We start from the raw sequence: 20,433 nt of genomic DNA, 5'->3' as shown, positions 1-20,433 counted from the left end.
GAGAGTTCTCGGCACAGCTGTGACACTCGGCCGCAACGGTGACACTCGATGCACAGGCGGCCTCGGCGCCGGGGCGCCGCAGCTCAGGAGGTGCGCTCGGCCAGGTGCGCGCCGGCGGCGCGTGCCCACCGGGCCGGGTCGGCCATCGCATCCGCCGGCCCGCCCGCGAGGTCGGTGAGCGAGATCGCCGCGTCGAAGGGAACCTCCTCGGTCTCTATTGCGCCTGCGACGAGGAATGCGCGTACGCCAGCCGACGCGGCGAGTCGCGCCACGTAAGCGGGCACTTTGCCGGCGGCCGATTGCGCGTCGAAACGTCCTTCACCGGTCACGACGATGTCCGCCCCGGCGACGAGGGTGGGCAGACCGAGCGCCGAGCCGACCGCCTCCGCACCCGCTGCCGGCGTAGCGCCCCAGGCGAGCAGGCCGAAGCCCGTGCCGCCCGCCGCACCGGCGCCGGGTGTGCTCGCGCGCACACCCGGACGCGCCGCGCGCATGAGACGCTCCAGCCGGACCAAACCCGACTCGAGGCCGAGAACCTGCTGACCATTCGCGCCTTTCTGAGGCCCGAACACCGCAGCGGCGCCGCGCGGACCGAGCAGGGGATTGGTGACGTCGCTCAGAATGACGGCGCCCCCATCCGGAACCGTCCGCAGGGCGTCGAGGTCGACCCGCGCGAGCGACCCGAGGCCTCGGTTTCCCAGTCGGACGGGTCGTCCTTGTGCGTTTGCGAACCGCGCACCCAGGGCTGCCAGGGCGCCGACGCCTCCGTCGGTGGATGCGCTGCCGCCGATCGCGAGCAGGAGACGCGAGACCCCGTGATCGAGCGCATCCGCTATCGCTTCACCGAAGCCGAGCGTGTGAGCGTCGAGAGGTACGAGCTCGTCGAGGAGGGTGATGCCGCTCGTCGAGGCCAGTTCGACGACGCCGACGCCCCCGGGGAACTCGTCGGTCGGCGGGAGCAGCAGCCACGATGTCGAAACCGGTCTGCCGTCCGGGCCGTTCACGATCACAGGCATGCGCCGAGCTGCGGGGACCGCGAGTTCGAAGGCGTCGATCGTGCCTTCGCCGCCGTCCGCCATCGACGCGAGGATGACGTGGTCGCGGGGGCGGACCGATGTCCACCCGTCGGCGATCGCGCGCGCGATCACGGCAGCGGTCGCCGACCCCTTGAAGGAGTCGGGCGCGATCACGATCGTGCGGGGCTCATTCATGACACCAGCGTGGCAGGGTCGGGCCGCTCAGCGCAGCCGCCACGTCGGACAACGTCTCGCCGCACCCGTTTCGTCCCACCGCACTCGTTCTACGGAGTGCGGCGGGAACAAGCACGTGCGGTGGGAACAAGCACGTGCGGTGGGACGAAACGGGTGCCGCGGGAACAAGTACGTGCGGCGGGCCGCCGGGAGGCTCGAGCGGGCTAGTGCGAGCGCGGCGCCCCGCGCCCCCGACCCTGCACCACACGCCCGCCCAGCACCAGTGCCACGAGGCAGATCGCCCCGGTGACGGCGAAGGCGCCCGCAAACGGCCACGCCCCGCCCGCCGGCTCGAGCGCTGCGAACGCGATCGCAGTCGCGGCGAGCGCGACGGCCGACCCGATCGAGTCGGCGATGGACAGCGCCGAGCTGTTGAATCCCTGGTCGGCGATCGTCGAGTATTCGAGAGTCATCACCGTCAGCCTCGGAAACATCAGGCCCATCCCGGCACCCGCGAACGCCCACCCGACGATCTGGACGACCGGGTCGAGCGCGAGCACGGCTGTGGCCAGCGACACGGCGATCGCGATGGTCATCAGGCCGACACCGATCCGGATGGTCGCCAGATGGCTGATGCCGGGGAACCGCCCTTGCACCCAGGACGCCGTCGCCCACGTAAGGCCCGCCGCCGTGAGCGCGAGGCCCGCGATCGCCGGCGACAGGCCGAACTGGCTCGTCAGCAGGTACGGGATGTACACCTCTGTCCCGAAGAATGTGGCGGCCACGAGGCCGCGGAGCAGGATCACGCTCGGCAGCCCGCGCTCCGCTCGAAGTGTGTGGACCGGCAGGAGCGGCCGGAGCGCGAACCCGGCGACGACGACGGCGACGACGGGGATGATCCACTGCACGGGCCCGCGCGCTTCCGCCGAGAGGTTGATGGCGAGCACGGCGACGGCGACGAGCACCGCCCAGCCGATGCGCCGGGCGTCCCACGGCGGCCGGTCGGCGCCCGGCGCAGGCGAGTGCATCGACCGCATCACCGGCACCACCATGATCATGGCCAGCAGCACGAGCGCGATGACGCCGAGGAACACCCAGCGCCACCCGACGGATTCGGCCACGATCCCCGCGATCAGCGGTCCGATCAGCGACGGGATCACCCACGCCGCGGCGAACCCGGCGAGGATCCGCGGGTGGAGCACCGGCGGATAGACGCGGGCGACGATCACATACAGTGCGACCGTGAGCGCCCCGCCGCCGAGCCCGTGGACGAGCCGCCCGGCGACGAAGACGCCCATGGTCGGCGCGAGCCCGGCGATGAGCAGCCCGACGACGAACAAGGCGACGGATGCGAACAGTGCGTTGCGCGGATTACCGCGGTCGGACCATGCTCCGGCGAGCACCATCCCCACGACGCTCACCGCGAGCGGGCCGGCGAAGGCGAATGCGTACAGCGACGCTCCGTCGAGCTCACGGCTGATCGTGGGCATGATCGTCGTGACGGCGAGCGCTTCGAACGCCGACAGCATGATGAGTGCGCACATCCCGATGCTGATCCACCGGTAGTGCGGGCTCAGCACACCGCCACGCGGCGCCTCTCCGAGCACCAGAGGCGGAAGGTCGGCGGGCGAGTCGCTCATCGGGTCGTGCATCTCACTTCTACGAACGGCAGGGCCTCGGATGCGGTTGCCTGAGCCTCCGCACGTGTGCGCTGCAGAACCCCTCCGACGCGCTGGCGGCCGAGGGTTCCGGCCCCCGCCGGTGAGTCAACGCCTGAGCTTCAGGCGACCGTTAGATCCCCGAGGCCAGCCGGTAGTACGCAGCGTTCCAGCGTACCTCTTTGGCGAACTCGCGCAGGGTGGTCGTCTCGTCGATCACGAGCAGCTCGGTGCGTGCCATCCGCGCGAAATCCTCGAACGCCTCGACGCCGACCGCGGTCGACATGACCGTGTGGTGTGCGCCACCGGCCTGCAGCCACGCGGATGCGCTGGTCACGAAATCGGGCCGCGGCTCCCAGACCGCGCGACCGACCGGAAGTTTCGGGAGCGGCGCGGTCGGCGGGACCACATCCACGACGTTGGCGACCAGCCGGAACCGGTCGCGCATGTCGGACAGCGCCACGACGACGCCCGGCCCCGAATCGGCGGTGAAGACGAGGCGAACCGGGTCGTCCTTGCCACCGATCCCGAGCGGATGCACCTCCAGGGTCGGGCGCCCACTCGTCAGTGTCGGGCAGACCTCGAGCATGTGGGCGCCGAGGATCTTCTCGTCTCCCGGGGTGAGGTCGTACGTGTAGTCCTCCATGAGGGATGCGCCACCGGGCAGGCCCGCGCCCATCACCTTCGCGGCGCGTACCAGCACCGCCGTCTTCCAGTCGCCTTCCGCGCCGAAGCCGTACCCGTCGGCCATCAGCCGCTGCACGGCAAGGCCGGGCAGCTGCTTGAGGCCGCCCAGATCCTCGAAACTGGTGGTGAAAGCACCGAAGTCGCCGGCCTCAAGGAACGACCGCAGCCCCAGCTCGATGGCGGCGCCGTCACGCAGTGACTGGTGGCGTTCGCCGCTCCTCCGCAGTTCGGGGACGACGTCGTACAACTCCTCGTACTCGGCCACCAGCGCATCGATGTCGGATGCGGCGGCCGCGTCGACCGCATCCACCAGCTCATTGACGCCCCACGTGTTCACCTGCACCCCGAAGCGGAGCTCCGCCTCGGTCTTGTCGCCCTCCGTCACCGCGACGTAACGCATGTTGTCGCCGAAGCGGGCGAGTTTCAGGGAACGGGTGGCCGCCCATCCGGCCGCCGCCCGCATCCAGGTGCCGACACGGCTGGTGACCCGTGGGTCCGAGACATGGCCGACGACCGTCGTGCGGTCCACGCCGAGCCGGGTCTGGATGTACCCGAACTCGCGGTCGCCGTGCGCGGCCTGATTGAGGTTCATGAAGTCGAAGTCGATGTCGGCCCACGGCAGCTCGACGTTCGCCTGGGTGTGCAGGTGCAGCAGCGGCTTGCGGAGCGCATCGAGGCCGGCGATCCACATCTTCGCCGGGCTGAAGGTGTGCATCCACGCGATCAGTCCGATCACGGAGTCGTCGCTGTTCGCATCGAGGGCGGCACGGCGGATGGCGTCGGCGCCGGTCAGCACGGGCTTCCAGACGATGCGGACCGGCACGTCGGCCGCCGCACCCAGGGTGTCGGCGATCGCGCGGGACTGGTCGGCGACCTGGCGCAGGGTCTCTTCGCCGTACAGGTTCTGGCTGCCGGTGAGGAACCAGACCTCATAGTGGTCGAGGGTGGTGGGGGGTTTCGGCATTAGTCGGATTCCTTATCAGTGGGGTGTTCGACGACGGCTTCGGGGGTTTGCCCGTAGACACCCTGGTAGCGGGCGAAGAGCGAATCGATCGCATCCTGCGGGATCGGGATGAGCGGACCGCCCTGGCGAGCGATGTGGACAGTGCGCGCGACATCCTCGAGCATCACCGCAGCCTTCACGGCGTCGCGGGCGTCGCGACCGATCGTGAACGGGCCGTGGTTCTGCATGAGCACGGCGCGCGATCGATGACCGCGAAGGGTGGCGACGATGCCGCGCCCGATCGAGTCGTCGCCGATGATGGCGAACGGGCCGACCGGGATGTCGCCGCCGAACTCGTCGGCCATCGCCGTGATCACGCACGGAATGGACTCGCCGCGAGCAGCCCACGCGGTCGCGTACGTCGAATGGGTGTGCACGACGCCGCCCACTTCGGGCATGTTGCGATAGACGAAGGCGTGCGCGGCGGTGTCGCTGGAGGGGGCGCGGTCGCTGCCGGGCGTGCCGGGGACCACTGCGCCGTCGAGGTCGCAGAGGATCATCGTGTCAGGCGCGAGATCGTCGTAGTCGACACCGCTCGGCTTGATGACGAAGAGCTCCGCACCGGGAACGCGGCCCGAGACGTTGCCACCGGTCCAGACGACCAGACCGTTCGTGACGAGCTGCGCATGGAGGGCGGCGACCTCGTTGCGGGTGCGCTCGATCGCGTGCTCGACCTCTGAGGTGATCGCGGCGGTCACAGCGCTGCGCCTTCCACTGCAGGCGTCTCGGTATCGGTCTCGGCTTGGTCGACCGACCCTGCACGAATCGCGGCGTCGACAGCCGCGCCGTCGACAGCATCCGCCTGGCGGGGGCGCCGGGTGTCCGCATCCGCCGAACGCCCCGCGAGGGCTTCGCGCCGCAGCGCGCGGAGACGGTGCATCACGTCGTTGCCGCCGCGACCGAAATAGTCGTGAAGTTCGCGATACTCCGCGTACAGGCGGTCGTACGCGGCCGCGGATTCCTCGTTCGGCGTGTAGACGTCGCGATCGAGTTTGCCCATGGCTGCCCCGGCCGCGCGCACGTCGGGGTAGGCGCCGGCGGCGACCGCCGCGTGGATCGCGGAACCGAGCGCAGGGCCCTGCTCGCTGGCGATCGTCGAGATCGGCAGACGCAGGACGTCCGAGTAGACCTGCATGAGGAAGGCGTTCTTCAGCAGGCCGCCCGCGACGATGAACTCGGTGACTGGCACTCCGCTCGCCGTGAACGTCTCGACGATGGTGCGCGTACCGAACGCGGTCGCCTCCAGCAGCGCCCGGTACACCTCCTCCGGCCGGGTCGCGAGCGTCGTACCGAGCACGACGCCCGAGAGTTCGTGGTCGACCAGCACCGAACGATTGCCGGACTGCCAGTCGAGGGCGACGAGTCCGTGACCGCCGACCGGCTGGTCCTGGACGAGCGAGGTGAGGTACTGGTGGATGCTCAGCCCCGCCTTGCGCGCCGCCTCTGCGTGGGCCTGCGGAACCTGGTTCTCGACGTACCAGGCGAAGATGTCACCCACGCCGGATTGTCCCGCTTCGTATCCGTACAGCCCGGACACGATGCCGCCGTCGACGACGCCGCACATGCCCGGGACCTCGGTGAGCACGTCGCCGTTCATCACATGGCACGTGGATGTCCCCATGATGGCGACCATCTGACCGGGTTCCACCGCCTGCGCCGCCGGCGCGGTGACGTGCGCGTCGACGTTGCCGACGGCGACGGCGATGCCCTCGGGCAGGCCGGTCCACTCGGCGGCCTGAGCGGAGAGGGTTCCCGCGGCGTCGCCGAGTTGGCCGATCTCGTGCGCTACCTTGTCGTCGGCGAACGATTCGAAAGCCGGGTTGAGCGCCGCGAGGAAGTCGCGGCTCGGGTACTGGCCGTCCTGCAGGATGCCCTTGTAGCCGGCTGTGCAAGCGTTGCGGACGTAACGGCCGGTCAGCTGCCAGACGATCCAGTCGGCGGCCTCGACCCAGTGGTCCATGCGGTCGTAGATCTCAGGGTCCTCTTCGAGAAGCTGCAACCCTTTGGCGAACTCCCACTCGCTGGAGATCAGTCCGCCGTACCGGGGAAGCCAGCTCTCACCCCGCTCGGCCGCAAGAGCGTTGATGCGGTCGGCCTGCGGCTGGGCTGCATGATGCTTCCACAGCTTCACGTAGGCGTGCGGGCGGTCGGCGAACTCGGCGAGCTCGCTGAGCGGAGTGCCGTCTGCCGTGACAGGGAGCACGGTGCAGGCGGTGAAGTCGGTGCCGATGCCGATCACGTCGGCCGGGTCGATGCCCGCTTGCGCGACGGCTGCGGGAACAGCGGTGCGGAGCACCTCGACATAGTCTCGCGGCACCTGCAGTGCCCAGTCGGGCGGGAGGGCGGCGCCGGTCGACGCCAACGTCGCATCCATGACGGAGTGGGGATAGTCGAGGACGGCCGAACCGAGCTCTGCCCCGTCGGAGACGCGAACGACCACCGCTCGGCCCGAGAGCGTGCCGTAGTCGATGCCGATCACGTAGCGCTCCTGGGGCGTAGTCGCGAGCTCGGTGTTCGTCACGATGACTCCTTCGTCGCGGCCGCAGGTCGCGTGGATTGTTGGTCCGTTCGTTAATGTGAACGGTAACATTTGCAATTCAATGGTACACACGCTCCCCCTCGGGCTGTCAAGTCCGGCCGCGGGGTCTCTGCCTGTCCAGCCTGTTCGGCCCGTCCAGCCCGTTCAGGAATCCAGGACGTCATGCGGCGGAGGTGGCAGAAAACGGCCCCCGGGAGCGCATCCGGATGCACGTCCGTCACTCTGTTCACACAGATTCCTGAATTACTGGCGCGGTTGCGACCAACGTTCACACAACAGGAGATCGTGTGACGGATGCGACGGAATCCGCCCTCAGGAAGGCATCCGGATGCACGTCCGTCACTCTGTTCACACGAACTCATGTTTTATGAACAGCGCCCCCGGGGCGTCTACAGTTCGAGTTCGAATCGAGGCCCTTTGCAGCAGGCCGCGACTATCGCGCAGGCGGGGGCGCGGTCGACGCGCGCACGATGAGCTGGGGCTGCACGACCTCGCCGACCGGCGACGTTATGCCGTCGATATCGGCAAGCAGCAGTGCGATGCACCGCCGCCCGAGTTCGCCGAAGTCCTGGCGCACCGTCGTCAACGGGGGCCAGAAATGGGCGGCTTCCGGGATGTCGTCGAAGCCGACGACGCTGATGTCACCGGGCACCTCCAGCCGAGCGTCGCGGATCGCGTGGAGCAGGCCGAGCGCCATCTGATCGTTCGACGAGAACACAGCAGTCACATTCCGGTCGGCCAGCAGCCTACGCCCCGCTTCGTAGCCGAAGTCCGCGGTCCAGTCGCCGAGGATGGCTTCGGTGCGCGGAAGCCCGGCCGATTCGAGCTCGTCGAAGAAGCCTTTCATTCTCGCGCGCGCTTCGAGCCAGTCCTGCGGTCCCGCCACGTGCACGATGCGCCGATGACCCAGATCGATGAGATGACGCGTGGCTTCGCGGGCCCCGGCGATCTGGTCGACCGAGAGTTCGTGGCCTTCGATGACGCCTGCCGTCTGCATCGTGACGTAGGGCACGTCGATCGACACTGCCGAGATCGCTTCGAGCACCGGCGCCTGGGGCGCCACAACCACCACGCCTTCCACAGCCTGCGCCATGAGGTGATCGATCGCCGCCACGATGTCTTCGTGGTCGAGGCTGCCGAGATGCGCGACGGTGACGTAGTACCCCGCTTCGCGAGCTGCATCCTCGATTGCGGTGATGCTGCTCGCTGGGCCGTAGAGCGACGCTGCCGACGCGGCGAGAACCCCGATCGTGTTCGACCGGCTGGTCACGAGGGCACGGGCTGCACGGTTCGGCCGGTACTGCAGTTCGTCCATGACGGCGAGCACGCGCTGTTTCGTGGATTCCCGGATGCTCGGGTGGTGATTGATCACCCGGGACACGGTCTGGTGCGACACCCCTGCGATCCGTGCGACATCACGCATGCTCGGCGCGCGGCCTTTGGGCGGCTCTTCGGTCACGCAGTCAACCCGATCGATCGGTATTCGCTCCAGCGCCAGTCGCTGATGCGTTCCATTATGCCCACGACTCGTACACGCCCTGCGAGAACAGGAAAAAGCACGTCGACATCGGGCCCGGAGATGCTTTCCCCTGTGCTCGCCGATGTGGGAGTGCGATGCTACGGACGCTCAGCCGACAGCATGCCGGCCGCACGATCTGCGGCCTCGCACGATTCATCCGACGACACCGAGTGGGCCGACGGAGCGAGTATGGAGGCCGGCGGCGCCTCGACCACGCGACGACCCGCACCCGACCGCGCCCGGCGCCGGATCACGACGCCGACCAGCACGGCGACCAGCGCGATGCCGAACGGGTAGACCAGGTTGGGACCGGCGAGCACCAGCAGCCCGGCCGCGAACAGCGACGACGCCACGGCCATCCACCACCCCACCGACCAGCGCGGCAGGAGCACGATCGCGGACGCGACGCCCACGCCATAGACGGATGCCGCGATGCTGGTGTGCACGAGGATGACCGGCTGCAGTTCCCCGATCGACATCACGAAAACCGAATACACCGCCATGATCACAGCGGACAGCAACAGGCCGCGGCGGGCCACCCCACCGTTTTCGACGCCGCGCCCGAACCAGCGCGGAAGATCGCCGTCGCGACCCATCGCGGCTCCGAGCTTGCTGAACGCTGCAAGGTAGGCATTGAAGACACCGGTGACGACGATCGCAGCGATCGCTGCGACGACGATTCCCCCGCTTCGACCGGTCGAGACGACCACGAGGTCGAGCAACGGCACCGCGCTCGTGGCGGCATCGGTGCCGAGCACCGCGATCGTCACGGTCTGGATCGCAAGATACGCGACCGAGACGATGACGAGCGCCAGCGCTGTCGCTCTGGGAATGTCGCGCTGCGGGTTGCGGAACTCGCCGCCGATGCCCGCAACGGCCTCCCACCCCGCGAAAGCCCAGATGTAGAGGCTCATCGCCGCTCCGACGCCGGCCAGCCCGTGCGGGAGGAAGGGGGTGAGGTTCGCCGTCTCCGCGTGCGGGAGCGCGGAGGCGAGCACGAAGACGAGTACGGCGACCAGTGCCGCGGAGAGCACCAGCTGCAGCCACCCGGCGAACCGCACGCCGAACGCTGTCACGACGACAGGGATCGCGATCAGCGCGATTGCGATCACGACGGTCGTCGTGCGCGTGCCGCCCATCACGGCGACGACGTACTCCGCCGTCATGAGCGCGGCGATCGGGGCGCCGATGGGCGTGCCGAAGAAGAACCAGTAGCTGATCACACGGGCCGCCGTCGGACCGAAGGCGCGACGGGCGAAGGTGGCGACCCCGCCTGCATCCGGATAGCGACGGGCGAGCGCTGCGAACGTCGCCGCGAGCGGGATCGAGATGATCGCGAGTGCGGCGACGGCCAGGATGGCGCCGGGCCCGGCCGCCTCCGCGGCGAGCGCGGGCAGCACCAGGATGCCGGTGCCGAGCACCGCTGCCACGTACAGGGCTGTGCCGCCGGCCAACCCGAGATGGCCGTGAGGGGTGCCGGTCGTCGCCTGGGTTCCACCAGAAGTCGGTGGCCCGGTTTCCGTCATGTCTCCATGATGGTCGGGGCCACCGACATCCGGCGAATCGGGCTAGTTCGTGGAACCGGCCGACAGGTCGTACAGGGTCACTCCACCGACCGTGCTGGCCGTGAAGTTCTGCTCGACCCAGGCCGCGATGCCGCTCGAGGCTCTGCTTCCGCCGTTCGCCTGGCCGCCGACTCCCCCTCCCCCGGACCCAGCGATGAAGTAGTGGATCTTCCCGGAGGCGACGTCGGCCTTGAACTCCGCGAGCGTCGGGGAAGGGTCGCTGCCGTTGAAGCCGCCGATCGGCATGACGGCCTCGCCCGTCGCCAGCTGGTAGCCGGCGGCGCTGTTCGACCCGACGGCCGCCGCGACCCACTCGTACGATCCGGCGTTCTTCACAAGCGCAGCCTTGACCGCGGAGCTGACAGTGCTCGACTCGAGGAGTCCGCCAGCGCCACCGGCACGGCCAGGCTGCGCGCCTGCTGTCCCGCCACCGAACCCGCCGGGCCCACCGGGCCCACCGGCGCCACCGGGCGCACCACCGACCGCGCCACCGGGCACACCACCGGCCGCACCTCCGGGCGCACCTCCCGGCCTCCCGCCGAAACCGCCCATCGCTCCGCTCACCGCCGGACCCGCCGTCACGATCGACCCGGAGTGCGGCGTCGTAACCGTCTCGAGCGAGTACGCGGCAGGTGCGAGCAGGGTGCTCACCAGCGCCACCGCCATCGTCATGCCGGCGATCATCCGCCCACGACGCGGGAGCACGAGAAGTACAGCGGCCACGACCGCCAACGCGACGACCACGAACTTCAGCCACGGCAGCCAGGTGCCCGCACGGGTCAGCAGCACGTACGCCCACACCGCGGTGCCGAGAACGGTAACAGCGGACAGGATGCGCACCCACAGCCGGTCGCGCGCCGCCCACAGGGCACCGGCACCGATGGCGACAACACCGGCGAGGGCCGGAGCGAGGGCCACCGTGTAGTAGGCGTGGAAGATTCCGGCCATGAAGCTGAAGGCGAGGGCGGTGACGATGAGCCAGCCGCCGAACAGCAGGAGTGTCGCCCGCCGCGCATCCGTTCGCTTCGCCTGCCGCGCCAGCACCAGGGCGGCAGCGAAGAGCACGAGCGCGGCAGGCATCAGCCAGGCGATCTGCCCGCCGATCTCGTTCTCGAACAGGCGCAGGATACCGGTCGCTCCCCACATCCCCGCTCCCCCGCCTGCCCCGGCCCCGCCGCCGGTGACACTTCCCGTCTCATTGCCGGTCAGGCGACCGAGACCGTTGTAGCCGAAGGTCAGCTCGAGAAAGCTGTTCGTCTGCGAACCCCCGATGTACGGGCGCAGCGAAGCCGGCACGAGTTCGACGATCGCGACCCACCACCCGGCTGAGACGATGACCGCCCCCAGGGCTGCGAACAGGTGTCCGAATCGCTTGCGCAGTGAGACCGGCGCGACCGCCAGGTACACGCCCGCCAGCACCGGAAGGATCAGGAACGCCTGCAGTTGCTTGGTCAGGAAGCCGAATCCGACGGCGACACCGGCCCAGACCACCCAGCGCAGACGACCGGACTCGATCCCCCGGAGCGTGAAGTAGCTCGCCGCTGTGAGCAGGAGTACGAGGAGTGCATCCGGGTTGTTGAAACGGAACATGAGCGCAGCCACCGGGGTGATCGCCAGAACGCCGCCGGCGAGGAGTGCGGTCTGCGCGGAGAAGTTGCGTCGCACGATGCAGTAGACGAGGGCGACGGTGACGACACCCATCAGGGCCTCGGGAACGAGGATGCTCCACGAGCTGAGTCCGAAGAGCCGCACCGAGAGCGCCATGATCCACAGGCTCGCCGGCGGCTTGTCGACCGTGATCGAGTTGGCCGCGTCGCTCGACCCGTAGAAGAAGGCCTCCCAATTCACCGACCCGGCCTGTGCGGCCGCCGAGTAGAACGAGTTCGCCCAGCCGCTCGCGCCGAGGTCCCACAGATAGAGGATGGCGGTAAGGGCGAGCAAGCCGAGGAGGGCCGGCCGTTCCCAGGCCGCCGATTCCGCGCGGCCGCGCACCACCCAGCGGCCGGCGGACCGAATGCGGTCGCCGACGCCGCCCGGTCTGCTCCTGGGCCGTGCTGGCGCCGGGCTCCCCGGCGGCGGCCCGGAGGGTGCCGGAACGGGACGTGTCACTGTCACGCCCGAAGGCGTCGAGGTCGTCGTGCTCATGAGGGGTTCGCTTCCTGTCGGAGACCGTCTGCGACGGCTGTCGTGCGATCGGATGTGGGGGGTATGTGCGCGAGCTGCGCACGGGGATGAGGTTGGTGTGCTGCACTCGCATCCGGGCTGCCGCCCGCGGCCTCGATCGGTCCCTGCCGGCCGTTCCGCAGCTGTGCCCGGAACACCCAGAGCCGGAGCAGCGCGAACCGGACGAGCGTCGCGAGCAGGTTGGCGACGGTCAGCACGATCAGCTCGACCTGAGCTGACGCATTCGGTACCACCAGGTTCAGCAGCATCAGGGACCCGCTCGTCATGGCCCACGCGATCCCGAACACGATCAGCCCCTGGAACTGGTGCCGGACCGCGCCGGGCCTCCCGCGCACACCGAAGGTGAAGCGGCGGTTCGCCCACGTGTTGGCGATGGTGGTGAGCAGCAGCGCGACGAAGTTCGCCGCCTGAGCCGCCATCACGGCCTGCAACACGAGATAGAGGAGTGCGAACGCGGCCGTCGAGAGGAGCCCGACTGCGCCGAACCGCACCACCTGGCCGAAGAAGCCCGGCGGTCGCGGAGGTTCGAAGGGCCTTCGCCCGAACTCGGCATAGATCGCTTCGAGCGGGATCCGTCCGCGCGCGATGTTGGTGCCGACCCGCAGCATCCCCCGGACGTCTTCGACCGCGGTGGCGACGATGTCGACGGAGCTGTCGGGATCGTCCACCCAGTCGACGGGGATCTCGTGGATGCGCATCCCGGCCCGCTCGGCGAGGATGAGCAGCTCCGTGTCGAAGAACCACGCATTGTCTTCCACGAGCGGCAGGAGGCGGTCGGCGACGTCGCGCCGGATCGCCTTGAAGCCGCATTGCGCATCCGTGAACCCGACCGCCATCGTGCGCCGCAGCAGCAGGTTGTAGCTTCGCGAGATGAATTCCCGCTTGCCGCCGCGGGCGACCCTGGCGCTGCGGCCGAGCCGGGTGCCGATCGCGAGGTCGGAGTGGCCGGAGAGCAGTGGGGCGACGAGCGGCGGGAGCGCGGCGAGGTCGGTGGAGAGGTCTTCGTCCAGGTAGACGAGCACCTCCGCAGGCGACCTGCCCCACACGTACTTGAGGGCGCGCCCGCGCCCCTTCTCGGCCAGGTGCACCGCCATGACGCCCGGCAACGTGGCCACGAGGTCGTCGGCGATCGCGGCGGTGGCGTCGGTGCTCGCGTTGTCCGCTATCGTGATGCGCCAGCTCGTGTCGAGCTGCGCGGTCAGGTACTCGTGGAGCCGGCGGATGCTGGCGTCGAGCGTCGCCTGCTCGTTGTACACGGGCACGACGATGTCGAGAGCGAGAGGGGGTGATGTGTTCGACATGCCCACACTCTGTGCGGGCTACATTCCCCGGCCCTATGACGTCGCTGTGAGCGCCCTAAGTCGTTTCAACGCGGGAGCGCGCCCTCGATGTCGGCGAGGAGGTCGGCGACGTCCTCGATTCCGACGGAGAGGCGGATGACGTTGTCGGACACTTCGAGTTCGGTTCCCCGAACCGACGCGTGGGTCATCTCCGACGGGTAGCCGATCAGGGATTCAACCCCGCCGAGCGATTCGGCGAGCTGGAACACGGTCGTCGACTCGGCGAACCGGCGGGCGGCCGGGGCGCCTCCGGCGAGCGCGACGGACAGCATTCCGCCGAACCCGCTCATCTGCCTGGCTGCGAGCTCGTGCCCTGGATGCGTCGGCAGGCCCGGGTAGTAGACGGCCTCGATCGCCGGATGGCCGACCAGCGCCTCTGCGATGGCCTGCGCGTTCTCGGAGTGGCGGGCCATCCGCACGCCCAGCGTCTTGATCCCCCGCACCGTGAGCCACGCGTCCATCGGCGACGAGACGGCGCCGGCCGCGAACTGGATGAACCCGACGTTGCCGGCGAGCTCTTCGTCGTCGATGACGAGCGCGCCGCCGATCACATCGGAGTGGCCGCCCAGGTATTTGGTCGTGGAGTGAACGATCACGTCGGCGCCGAGAGCCAGCGGCTGCTGCAGGGCGGGCGAGGCGAAGGTGTTGTCCACCACGACGAGCGCGCCGGCGGCGTGGCCCAGGTCGGCGAGGGCAGCGATGTCGCTGATCTTCATGAGCGGGTTGCTTGGCGTCTCGATCCAGAGGATGCGGGTGCCGGGGGTCGCGAGCGCGCCCTCGACGGCATTCAGGTCGCCCAGGTCGACCGTCGTGTTCCGCACGCCCCACGCGCCGTGCACCCGATTGATGAGCCGGTGCGTTCCGCCGTACACATCGTTGCCGAGCACGACGTGATCGCCCGGCTTCAGCACAGCGCGGAGCAGCGCATCCTCGGCGGCCAGACCCGACGAGAACGAGAAAGCGCGCCGGCCGCCCTCGAGGGAGGCGAGCAGCGTTTCGAGGGAGGAGCGCGTCGGGTTGCCGGAACGGCCGTACTCGTAGCCGCCGCGGAGGCCGCCGATGCCGTCCTGCACGAAGGTCGAGGTCTGGTAGATCGGCGGGATGATCGCGCCGGTGGTCGGGTCGAACTCCTGTCCGTCGTGGATGGCGCGCGTGTCGAAGCCCTGGCGGATGTCGGCCATGGTGGTGGTGTCCTTACGTTGGTTCGCCCGAGCTAGGCGCTCAGGAAGTTCAGGAGGTCCTGGCGGGTGAGCACGGCGACCGGTTTGCCTCCGTCGGTGACGAGAAGCGCAGTCGCGCCGCTGAGCGCCGAGCGCGCTGCGGAGACCGGCTCGTTGGCGCCGATCAGTCCGAGCGGTTCGCCCGTGAACGCGCCGACGTCGTCGTTCATCTGCGCGCGCCCGGTGAAGACGGCGTCGAGCAGCGCGGTCTCGTCGATCGCGCCCGCGACCTCGCCGATCACGACCGGCGGCTCCGCGGTGAGCACCGGCAGTTGCGAGACGCCGTACTTCGCCATGATCTGGATCGCGTCGCGCACGGTATCGCTCGGATGCACGTGGACGAGATCGGGAAGGTCGCGGCTCTTCGTCCCGATGATGTCGTGCACGGTCGACTCGTGCGGGACGTCGCTGAAGCCGTAGGACCGCATCCACTTGTCGTTGAAGATCTTGCCGAGGTAGCCACGGCCGCCGTCCGGCAGGATCACGACGACGATGTCGTCCGGGCCGAGGTCGGCGGCGGCACGCAGGGCTGCGACGACGGCCATGCCGCTCGACCCGCCGACGAGGATGCCCTCTTCGCGGGCGAGGCGCCGGGTCATCGCGAACGAGTCGGCGTCGGAGACGGGAATGACCTCATCCACGACGCTCGGATCGTACGCTGCCGGCCAGAAGTCCTCGCCGACGCCTTCGACGAGGTAGGGGCGGCCGGATCCCCCGGAGTACACGGAGCCTTCCGGGTCGGCGCCGATGACACGCACGCGCCCGGCCGACACCTCTTTCAGGTACCGGCCCACGCCGCTGATCGTGCCGCCCGTGCCCACACCGGCGACCACATGCGTCACGCGGCCGTCGGTGTCGCTCCAGATCTCTGGACCGGTGGTCTCGTAGTGGCTGAGCGGCCCGTTCGGGTTCGCGTACTGGTTCGGCTTGAACGCGCCCGGGATCTCGGCGGCGAGGCGGTCGGACACGCTGTAGTAGGAGTCCGGATGCTCAGGCGGCACGGATGTCGGCGTGACGACGATCTCGGCGCCGTATGCCGTGAGCACATTCCGCTTGTCCTCGCCGACCTTGTCGGGCAGGACGAACACGCAGCGGTACCCGCGCTGCTGTGCCACCAGCGCCAGTCCGACACCCGTGTTTCCGCTTGTCGGCTCGACGATCGTCCCGCCGGGCTTCAACAGGCCGTCCCGCTCCGCGGCATCGATGATGCGCGTCGCGATCCTGTCCTTCGATGAACCGCCGGGATTCAGGTACTCGAGTTTGACGAGCACCGTCGCCGCGGTCCCCTCAGCGACCTTGTGGAGCTTGACGAGGGGGGTGTTGCCGACCAGATCGATGATGGTCTCCGCATACTTCACCCTGCAAACCTAACAGGGGGCACCGGCCTGACAGAGGCCGCCGCAGCGGCACCTGCTCCTAGGATGGTGCCCATGCCCGTGTCCGACCTCTCGACGACCGCGCAGGATTACCTCAAAGTGATCTGGACCGCGACCGAATGGTCGACGACGCCGATCACGGTCAAACAGCTCGCAGAACGCATGGGGGTGCGGGCGGCGACCGTATCCGACGGCATCCGGCGGCTGGCCGAGCAGGGCCTGCTCGCGCACGAGCCGTACGGGAGCATCGAACTCACCGAGACGGGTCGCCGGAACGCCGTGGCGATGGTCCGCCGGCACCGGCTCATCGAGACCTTCCTCGTCGAGGTGCTGGGATACGGCTGGGACGAAGTGCACGACGAGGCCGAGGTGCTCGAACACGCGGTGTCGGACACCCTGATCGATCGGATCGATCGCCGGCTCGGCTACCCGTCGCGCGACCCGCACGGCGACCCTATCCCGGGCGCCGACGGCACGCCTCACCGACCGGATGCGGTCCCGCTCGTCGACGCGCCAGCCGGCATCCCGCTCGTCGTCACGCGCATCTCGGATGCCGACCCGGCCGTCCTCCGTTACCTCGCCGACCGCGGCATCCGCCTGGACACCGTGCTCTCGGTCGCCGAGCAGCGGGCGTTCGCGGGCGATGCGGCGGTGACGCTCGACGGCTCAGCGGTGGCGGTCGACCTGGGCGCGACCGCTGCTGCCGCGGTGTGGGTGACCCCGCGGGCTTAGGCGCCCGGCGACCCGATTAGGTGCCACAGATTTCGCTTCTCGGTGACAAGGAAGCCGAATTCGTGGCAACCAAACGTCGTTCGGCCGCGCGGCTACGTGAAGCCGACGATGGTCAAGACGACGAGGGCCGCGTTCAGCACGACGACGAGCGACGCGATGGTCCAGCCGAGGATGCGCATCCCCCTGCCGTCCACCCGGTCGCCCATGACCGCCCGGTCGGAGGTGAGGCGGATGAGCGGCACCAGCGCGAACGGAATGCCGAGACTCAGGAACACCTGGCTGACCACCAGAGCCCATGTCGGCTCCACGCCCGCCGAGAGGATCGCGATGGCCGGGATGAGCGTGACGACCCGCCGCAGAAGCAACGGAACGCGCACCCTCAGCAGACCGGACATGATCGTCGCGCCCGCGTAGCTGCCGACCGAGGCGGATGCGAAACCGGATGCGAGCAGGCCGATCGCGAAGATCGCGCCGATCACCGGGCCGAGGGACGCGACGATCGCGGCGTGCGCTCCCTCGATGGTGTTGGTGCCGTCCTGGCCGCTGAGGCTCGCGGCGGCCAGGAGGAGCATCGCGATATTGACCGCGCCCGCTACGGCGAGCGCGCCCAGCACATCCCACCGCGTGACGCGCAGGAGCCGTGACACGATCTTCTCGTCGAGGTGATGGCCGTGACGGTCGCGCGCGAGGGAGGAGTGCAGGTAGATGGCGTGCGGCATGACGGTCGCTCCGAGCATGCTCGCGGCGAGCAGCACGGTGGGGGCGCCGTCGAACCGTGGAACGAGACCTCCGGCGGCGGCCCGCCAGTCGACGGGGCTCACGAAGAGCCCGGCGAGGAAGCCGATCGCGATCACCGCGAGGAGGCCGACGATGACGGCCTCGAAGGTGCGCTGCCCCCGCCGGGACTGCACAGCCAGGATGCCGATGGCGACCACACCGACGATGAGTCCGCCGAGCGGCAGCGGAACGCCGAACAGCAGGTTCAGCGCGACGGCGCCGCCGATGACCTCGGCCAGGTCGGTCGCGGCGGCGACGAGTTCGGCCTGCACCCAGAACGCGCGCCGCGGCGCCGTCGACAGCCGTTGGCCGAGCAGCTCGGGCAGGCTCGACCCGGTGACGATCCCGAGTTTCGCCGACTGGTACTGCACGAAGACGGCGATGGCGTTGGCGACGACCAGCACCCACACCAGCAGGTACCCGTACTCCGCTCCGGCGGTCAGGTTCGCGGCTACATTGCCGGGGTCGACGTAGGCGATGGCCGCCACGAAGGCTGGACCGAGCAGCAGAAGCGCGCGTGCACGTGATGCACGGCCACCCGGCGAACGGCGCCGGGTGCCACGCGCGACGTCGACGGCCATGGCGCTCCCCCACGATGAGGCAGATTGTTAGCCCAGCCTAACATCTGCACTCGCCGAGCCGAAGACCCGGACATCACCCGCGGATCGCCCGCTCGCCTCAGTCGAGGACCACCGGCGCTGAGCCCTGGATCTGTTCCGCGTAGAGCCGTGCGTACACGCCGCCGGCATCCATGAGCTCTCGGTGCGTTCCGCGTTCGACGACATGGCCATGATCGATCACGAAGATGACGTCTGCGGCGACGATCGTCGACAGCCGGTGCGCGATGGCGATCGTCGTGCGACCGCGCGACGCCGTGTCGAGTGCCGCCTGCACGATCCGCTCCGAGATCGAGTCGAGGGCGCTCGTGGCCTCATCCAGGATGAGCACCTCGGGGTTCTTCAATAAGACGCGGGCGATCGCGATTCGCTGCTTCTCGCCGCCGGAGAGCCGGTAGCCGCGCTCCCCGACGATCGTCTCGTAGCCGTCGGGGAAGCCCGCGATCGTCTCGTGGATGTTCGCCTGGCGCGCGGCCGCCTCGATCTGCGCCTGCGTCGCATCCGGCCGCGCATACCGGAGGTTCTCGGCGATCGTCGCATGAAAGAGGTAGGTCTCCTGACTGACGACGCCGATATGGGAGACGAGCGACTCCTGCTGCAGGTCGCGCAGTTCGGTGTCGCCGAAGACGATCCGCCCGGCCGTCGCGTCGTAGAACCGTGGAATGAGATAGGAGACCGTGGTCTTGCCGGCGCCGGAGGGCCCGACGAATGCGGCGAACTCCCCCGGTTCGATCACGAACGAGACGTCGTCGAGCGTCGCCCGTTCGCCCGGTCGAGCATCCGGGTAACGGAAGGTCACGTGGTCGAACTCCACCCGGCCGAGGTCGCGCGTGGTGTCGACGGGGACGGCTCCCGGCCGGTCGGCGATAGCGGGCTTCAGGTCGAGGTACTCGAAGATGCGGGCGAAGAGCGCTCCGGAGGTCTGGAGGTCGAGGGCGACCCGCATGAGCCCGAGCAGCGGGAACAGCAGCCGCGCCTGCACCGTCGTGAAGGCGACGATCGTTCCCGCGCTGATATTGGTCGCGCCTCCCAGTACGAGCCAGCCGGCGATCAGGTAGACGATGGCCGGGATGCTGGACAGGAACACGTTCACCATGGCGAAGAACCACTGGCCGCTCATCGACTGGCTCACCTGCAGGCGGATCTGGTTCTGGTTCTCGTCGTCGTACCGCGCGACCTCGGTCGCCTGTCGGTTGAAGCTCTTCGACAGCAGGATGCCCGAGACGCTCAGCGTCTCCTGGGTGATCGCCGTCATGTCGGAGAGCGATTCCTGGGTCTTGGTCGCGATGCGCGCCCTGACCTGGCCGACACGTCGCTGGGCGATCACGAGGATCGGCATGAGGATGACCGCGATGATGGTGAGCTGCCAGTTGAGGAGGAGCATGGCGACGAAGGCCGCGATCACGGTGACGGTGTTGCCGAGCACGCTGGAGACCGTGTTCGTCAGGACGCTCGCCACACCGCCGACATCGTTCTGCAGGCGGGACTGGATGATGCCCGTCTTGGTCTTGGTGAAGAAGCTCAGCTCCATCGACTGGAGGTGGCTGAAGAGCCGCACGCGAAGGGCGCCCATCACCTTGTTGCCGACGGATGCGGTCAGGTACGTCTGCCAGACCCCGAGCAGCGCCGACGTGACGTAGACGACGATCATCGCGCTCACGATCGAGATCAGCACCGGCATGTTCGGCGTGCCGTTCGGGGGGAACAGCCCGTCGTCGAAGGCACGCTGCGTGAGCAGCGGCGGGATGACCGAGAGGGCTGCGCCGATGAGCACGAGCACCACGGTCATGACGAGGGCCGCCTTATGTGGTGCGAAGAGCCCGCTGATGCGTCGCATCAGGTGCGGGATCCTGGGCGCGGTTGCGTTGAGCGCCTTCTGTGCGGCGACGTCTCCGCCGCTCACCCGCCCGCCTCGTCCGACCATTCCACCGCGCGCAGTACTCACGATTCGAGCCTACGCTGCGCGCTGGAGCTGAAGGGATCGCACCGCGATCCCGCGACGCCAGCGCCGAGCGAGCTGCGCTCG

The 20,433-nt window shown here is 69.1% G+C and carries 14 protein-coding genes; 1 reads left to right on the top strand and 13 read right to left on the bottom strand.

Annotated elements, in window-relative coordinates; genetic code table 11:
- Positions 1 to 83 precede the first annotated feature (83 nt).
- The 11 genes from G3T36_RS18935 to G3T36_RS18885 form a co-directional block, all read right to left on the bottom strand.
- Complete coding sequence (locus G3T36_RS18935) at positions 84 to 1,211, bottom strand: glycerate kinase (protein WP_163291411.1); 1,128 nt, start codon at positions 1,209 to 1,211, stop codon at positions 84 to 86.
- 203 nt (positions 1,212 to 1,414) lie between these two features.
- Entirely contained in the window at positions 1,415 to 2,830 is a 1,416-nt protein-coding gene (locus tag G3T36_RS18930; protein WP_163291410.1) for an MFS transporter, read from the bottom strand.
- 151 nt (positions 2,831 to 2,981) lie between these two features.
- The gene (gene araA / locus G3T36_RS18925; protein WP_163291409.1) at positions 2,982 to 4,499 is read right to left on the bottom strand and encodes an L-arabinose isomerase; all 1,518 of its coding nucleotides are present in this window, start codon (positions 4,497 to 4,499) and stop codon (positions 2,982 to 2,984) included.
- Positions 4,499 to 5,236: an L-ribulose-5-phosphate 4-epimerase gene (locus tag G3T36_RS18920; RefSeq protein WP_163291408.1), complete on the bottom strand. Its 738-nt coding sequence runs from the start codon at positions 5,234 to 5,236 to the stop codon at positions 4,499 to 4,501. The genes araA and G3T36_RS18920 overlap by 1 nt, the downstream gene beginning before the upstream one ends.
- Complete coding sequence (araB, locus tag G3T36_RS18915) at positions 5,233 to 7,059, bottom strand: ribulokinase (protein ID WP_338031644.1); 1,827 nt, start codon at positions 7,057 to 7,059, stop codon at positions 5,233 to 5,235. Before araB ends, G3T36_RS18920 begins: the two co-directional genes overlap by 4 nt.
- Positions 7,060 to 7,510: 451 nt before the next feature.
- Entirely contained in the window at positions 7,511 to 8,500 is a 990-nt protein-coding gene (locus G3T36_RS18910) for a LacI family DNA-binding transcriptional regulator (RefSeq protein WP_163291459.1), read from the bottom strand.
- A gap of 194 nt (positions 8,501 to 8,694) precedes the next feature.
- Positions 8,695 to 10,122, bottom strand: a complete 1,428-nt coding sequence (locus tag G3T36_RS18905; protein WP_163291406.1) for an APC family permease — start codon at positions 10,120 to 10,122, stop codon at positions 8,695 to 8,697.
- A gap of 42 nt (positions 10,123 to 10,164) precedes the next feature.
- Positions 10,165 to 12,306: a glycosyltransferase family 39 protein gene (locus G3T36_RS18900; RefSeq protein ID WP_163291405.1), complete on the bottom strand. Its 2,142-nt coding sequence runs from the start codon at positions 12,304 to 12,306 to the stop codon at positions 10,165 to 10,167.
- Positions 12,303 to 13,646: a bifunctional glycosyltransferase family 2/GtrA family protein gene (locus tag G3T36_RS18895; protein ID WP_163291404.1), complete on the bottom strand. Its 1,344-nt coding sequence runs from the start codon at positions 13,644 to 13,646 to the stop codon at positions 12,303 to 12,305. The genes G3T36_RS18900 and G3T36_RS18895 overlap by 4 nt, the downstream gene beginning before the upstream one ends.
- A gap of 65 nt (positions 13,647 to 13,711) precedes the next feature.
- Entirely contained in the window at positions 13,712 to 14,866 is a 1,155-nt protein-coding gene (locus tag G3T36_RS18890; RefSeq protein WP_193571369.1) for a cystathionine gamma-synthase, read from the bottom strand.
- Positions 14,867 to 14,898: 32 nt separating this feature from the next.
- The gene (locus G3T36_RS18885) at positions 14,899 to 16,263 is read right to left on the bottom strand and encodes a cystathionine beta-synthase (RefSeq protein WP_163291403.1); all 1,365 of its coding nucleotides are present in this window, start codon (positions 16,261 to 16,263) and stop codon (positions 14,899 to 14,901) included.
- Positions 16,264 to 16,335: 72 nt separating this feature from the next.
- On the opposite strand from G3T36_RS18885, the gene G3T36_RS18880 reads away from it, so the two are divergent.
- On the top strand, positions 16,336 to 17,013 hold the full coding sequence (locus G3T36_RS18880; RefSeq protein WP_163291402.1) for a metal-dependent transcriptional regulator: 678 nt from the start codon (positions 16,336 to 16,338) through the stop codon (positions 17,011 to 17,013).
- 92 nt (positions 17,014 to 17,105) lie between these two features.
- Here G3T36_RS18880 and G3T36_RS18875 read toward each other — a convergent pair whose 3' ends face one another.
- Both G3T36_RS18875 and G3T36_RS18870 read right to left on the bottom strand, forming a co-directional pair.
- The gene (locus G3T36_RS18875; RefSeq protein ID WP_163291401.1) at positions 17,106 to 18,371 is read right to left on the bottom strand and encodes an Nramp family divalent metal transporter; all 1,266 of its coding nucleotides are present in this window, start codon (positions 18,369 to 18,371) and stop codon (positions 17,106 to 17,108) included.
- A gap of 97 nt (positions 18,372 to 18,468) precedes the next feature.
- Entirely contained in the window at positions 18,469 to 20,331 is a 1,863-nt protein-coding gene (locus G3T36_RS18870) for an ABC transporter ATP-binding protein (RefSeq protein ID WP_163291457.1), read from the bottom strand.
- Positions 20,332 to 20,433: the final 102 nt, after the last annotated feature.

It is taken from the genome of Leifsonia tongyongensis, assembly GCF_010686705.1.
GTDB classification, from domain to species: Bacteria; Actinomycetota; Actinomycetes; order Actinomycetales; family Microbacteriaceae; genus Diaminobutyricibacter; species Diaminobutyricibacter tongyongensis.
The sequence above is the reverse complement of the archived record's forward strand: the minus strand, read 5'-3'. Positions and strand labels throughout refer to the sequence as shown.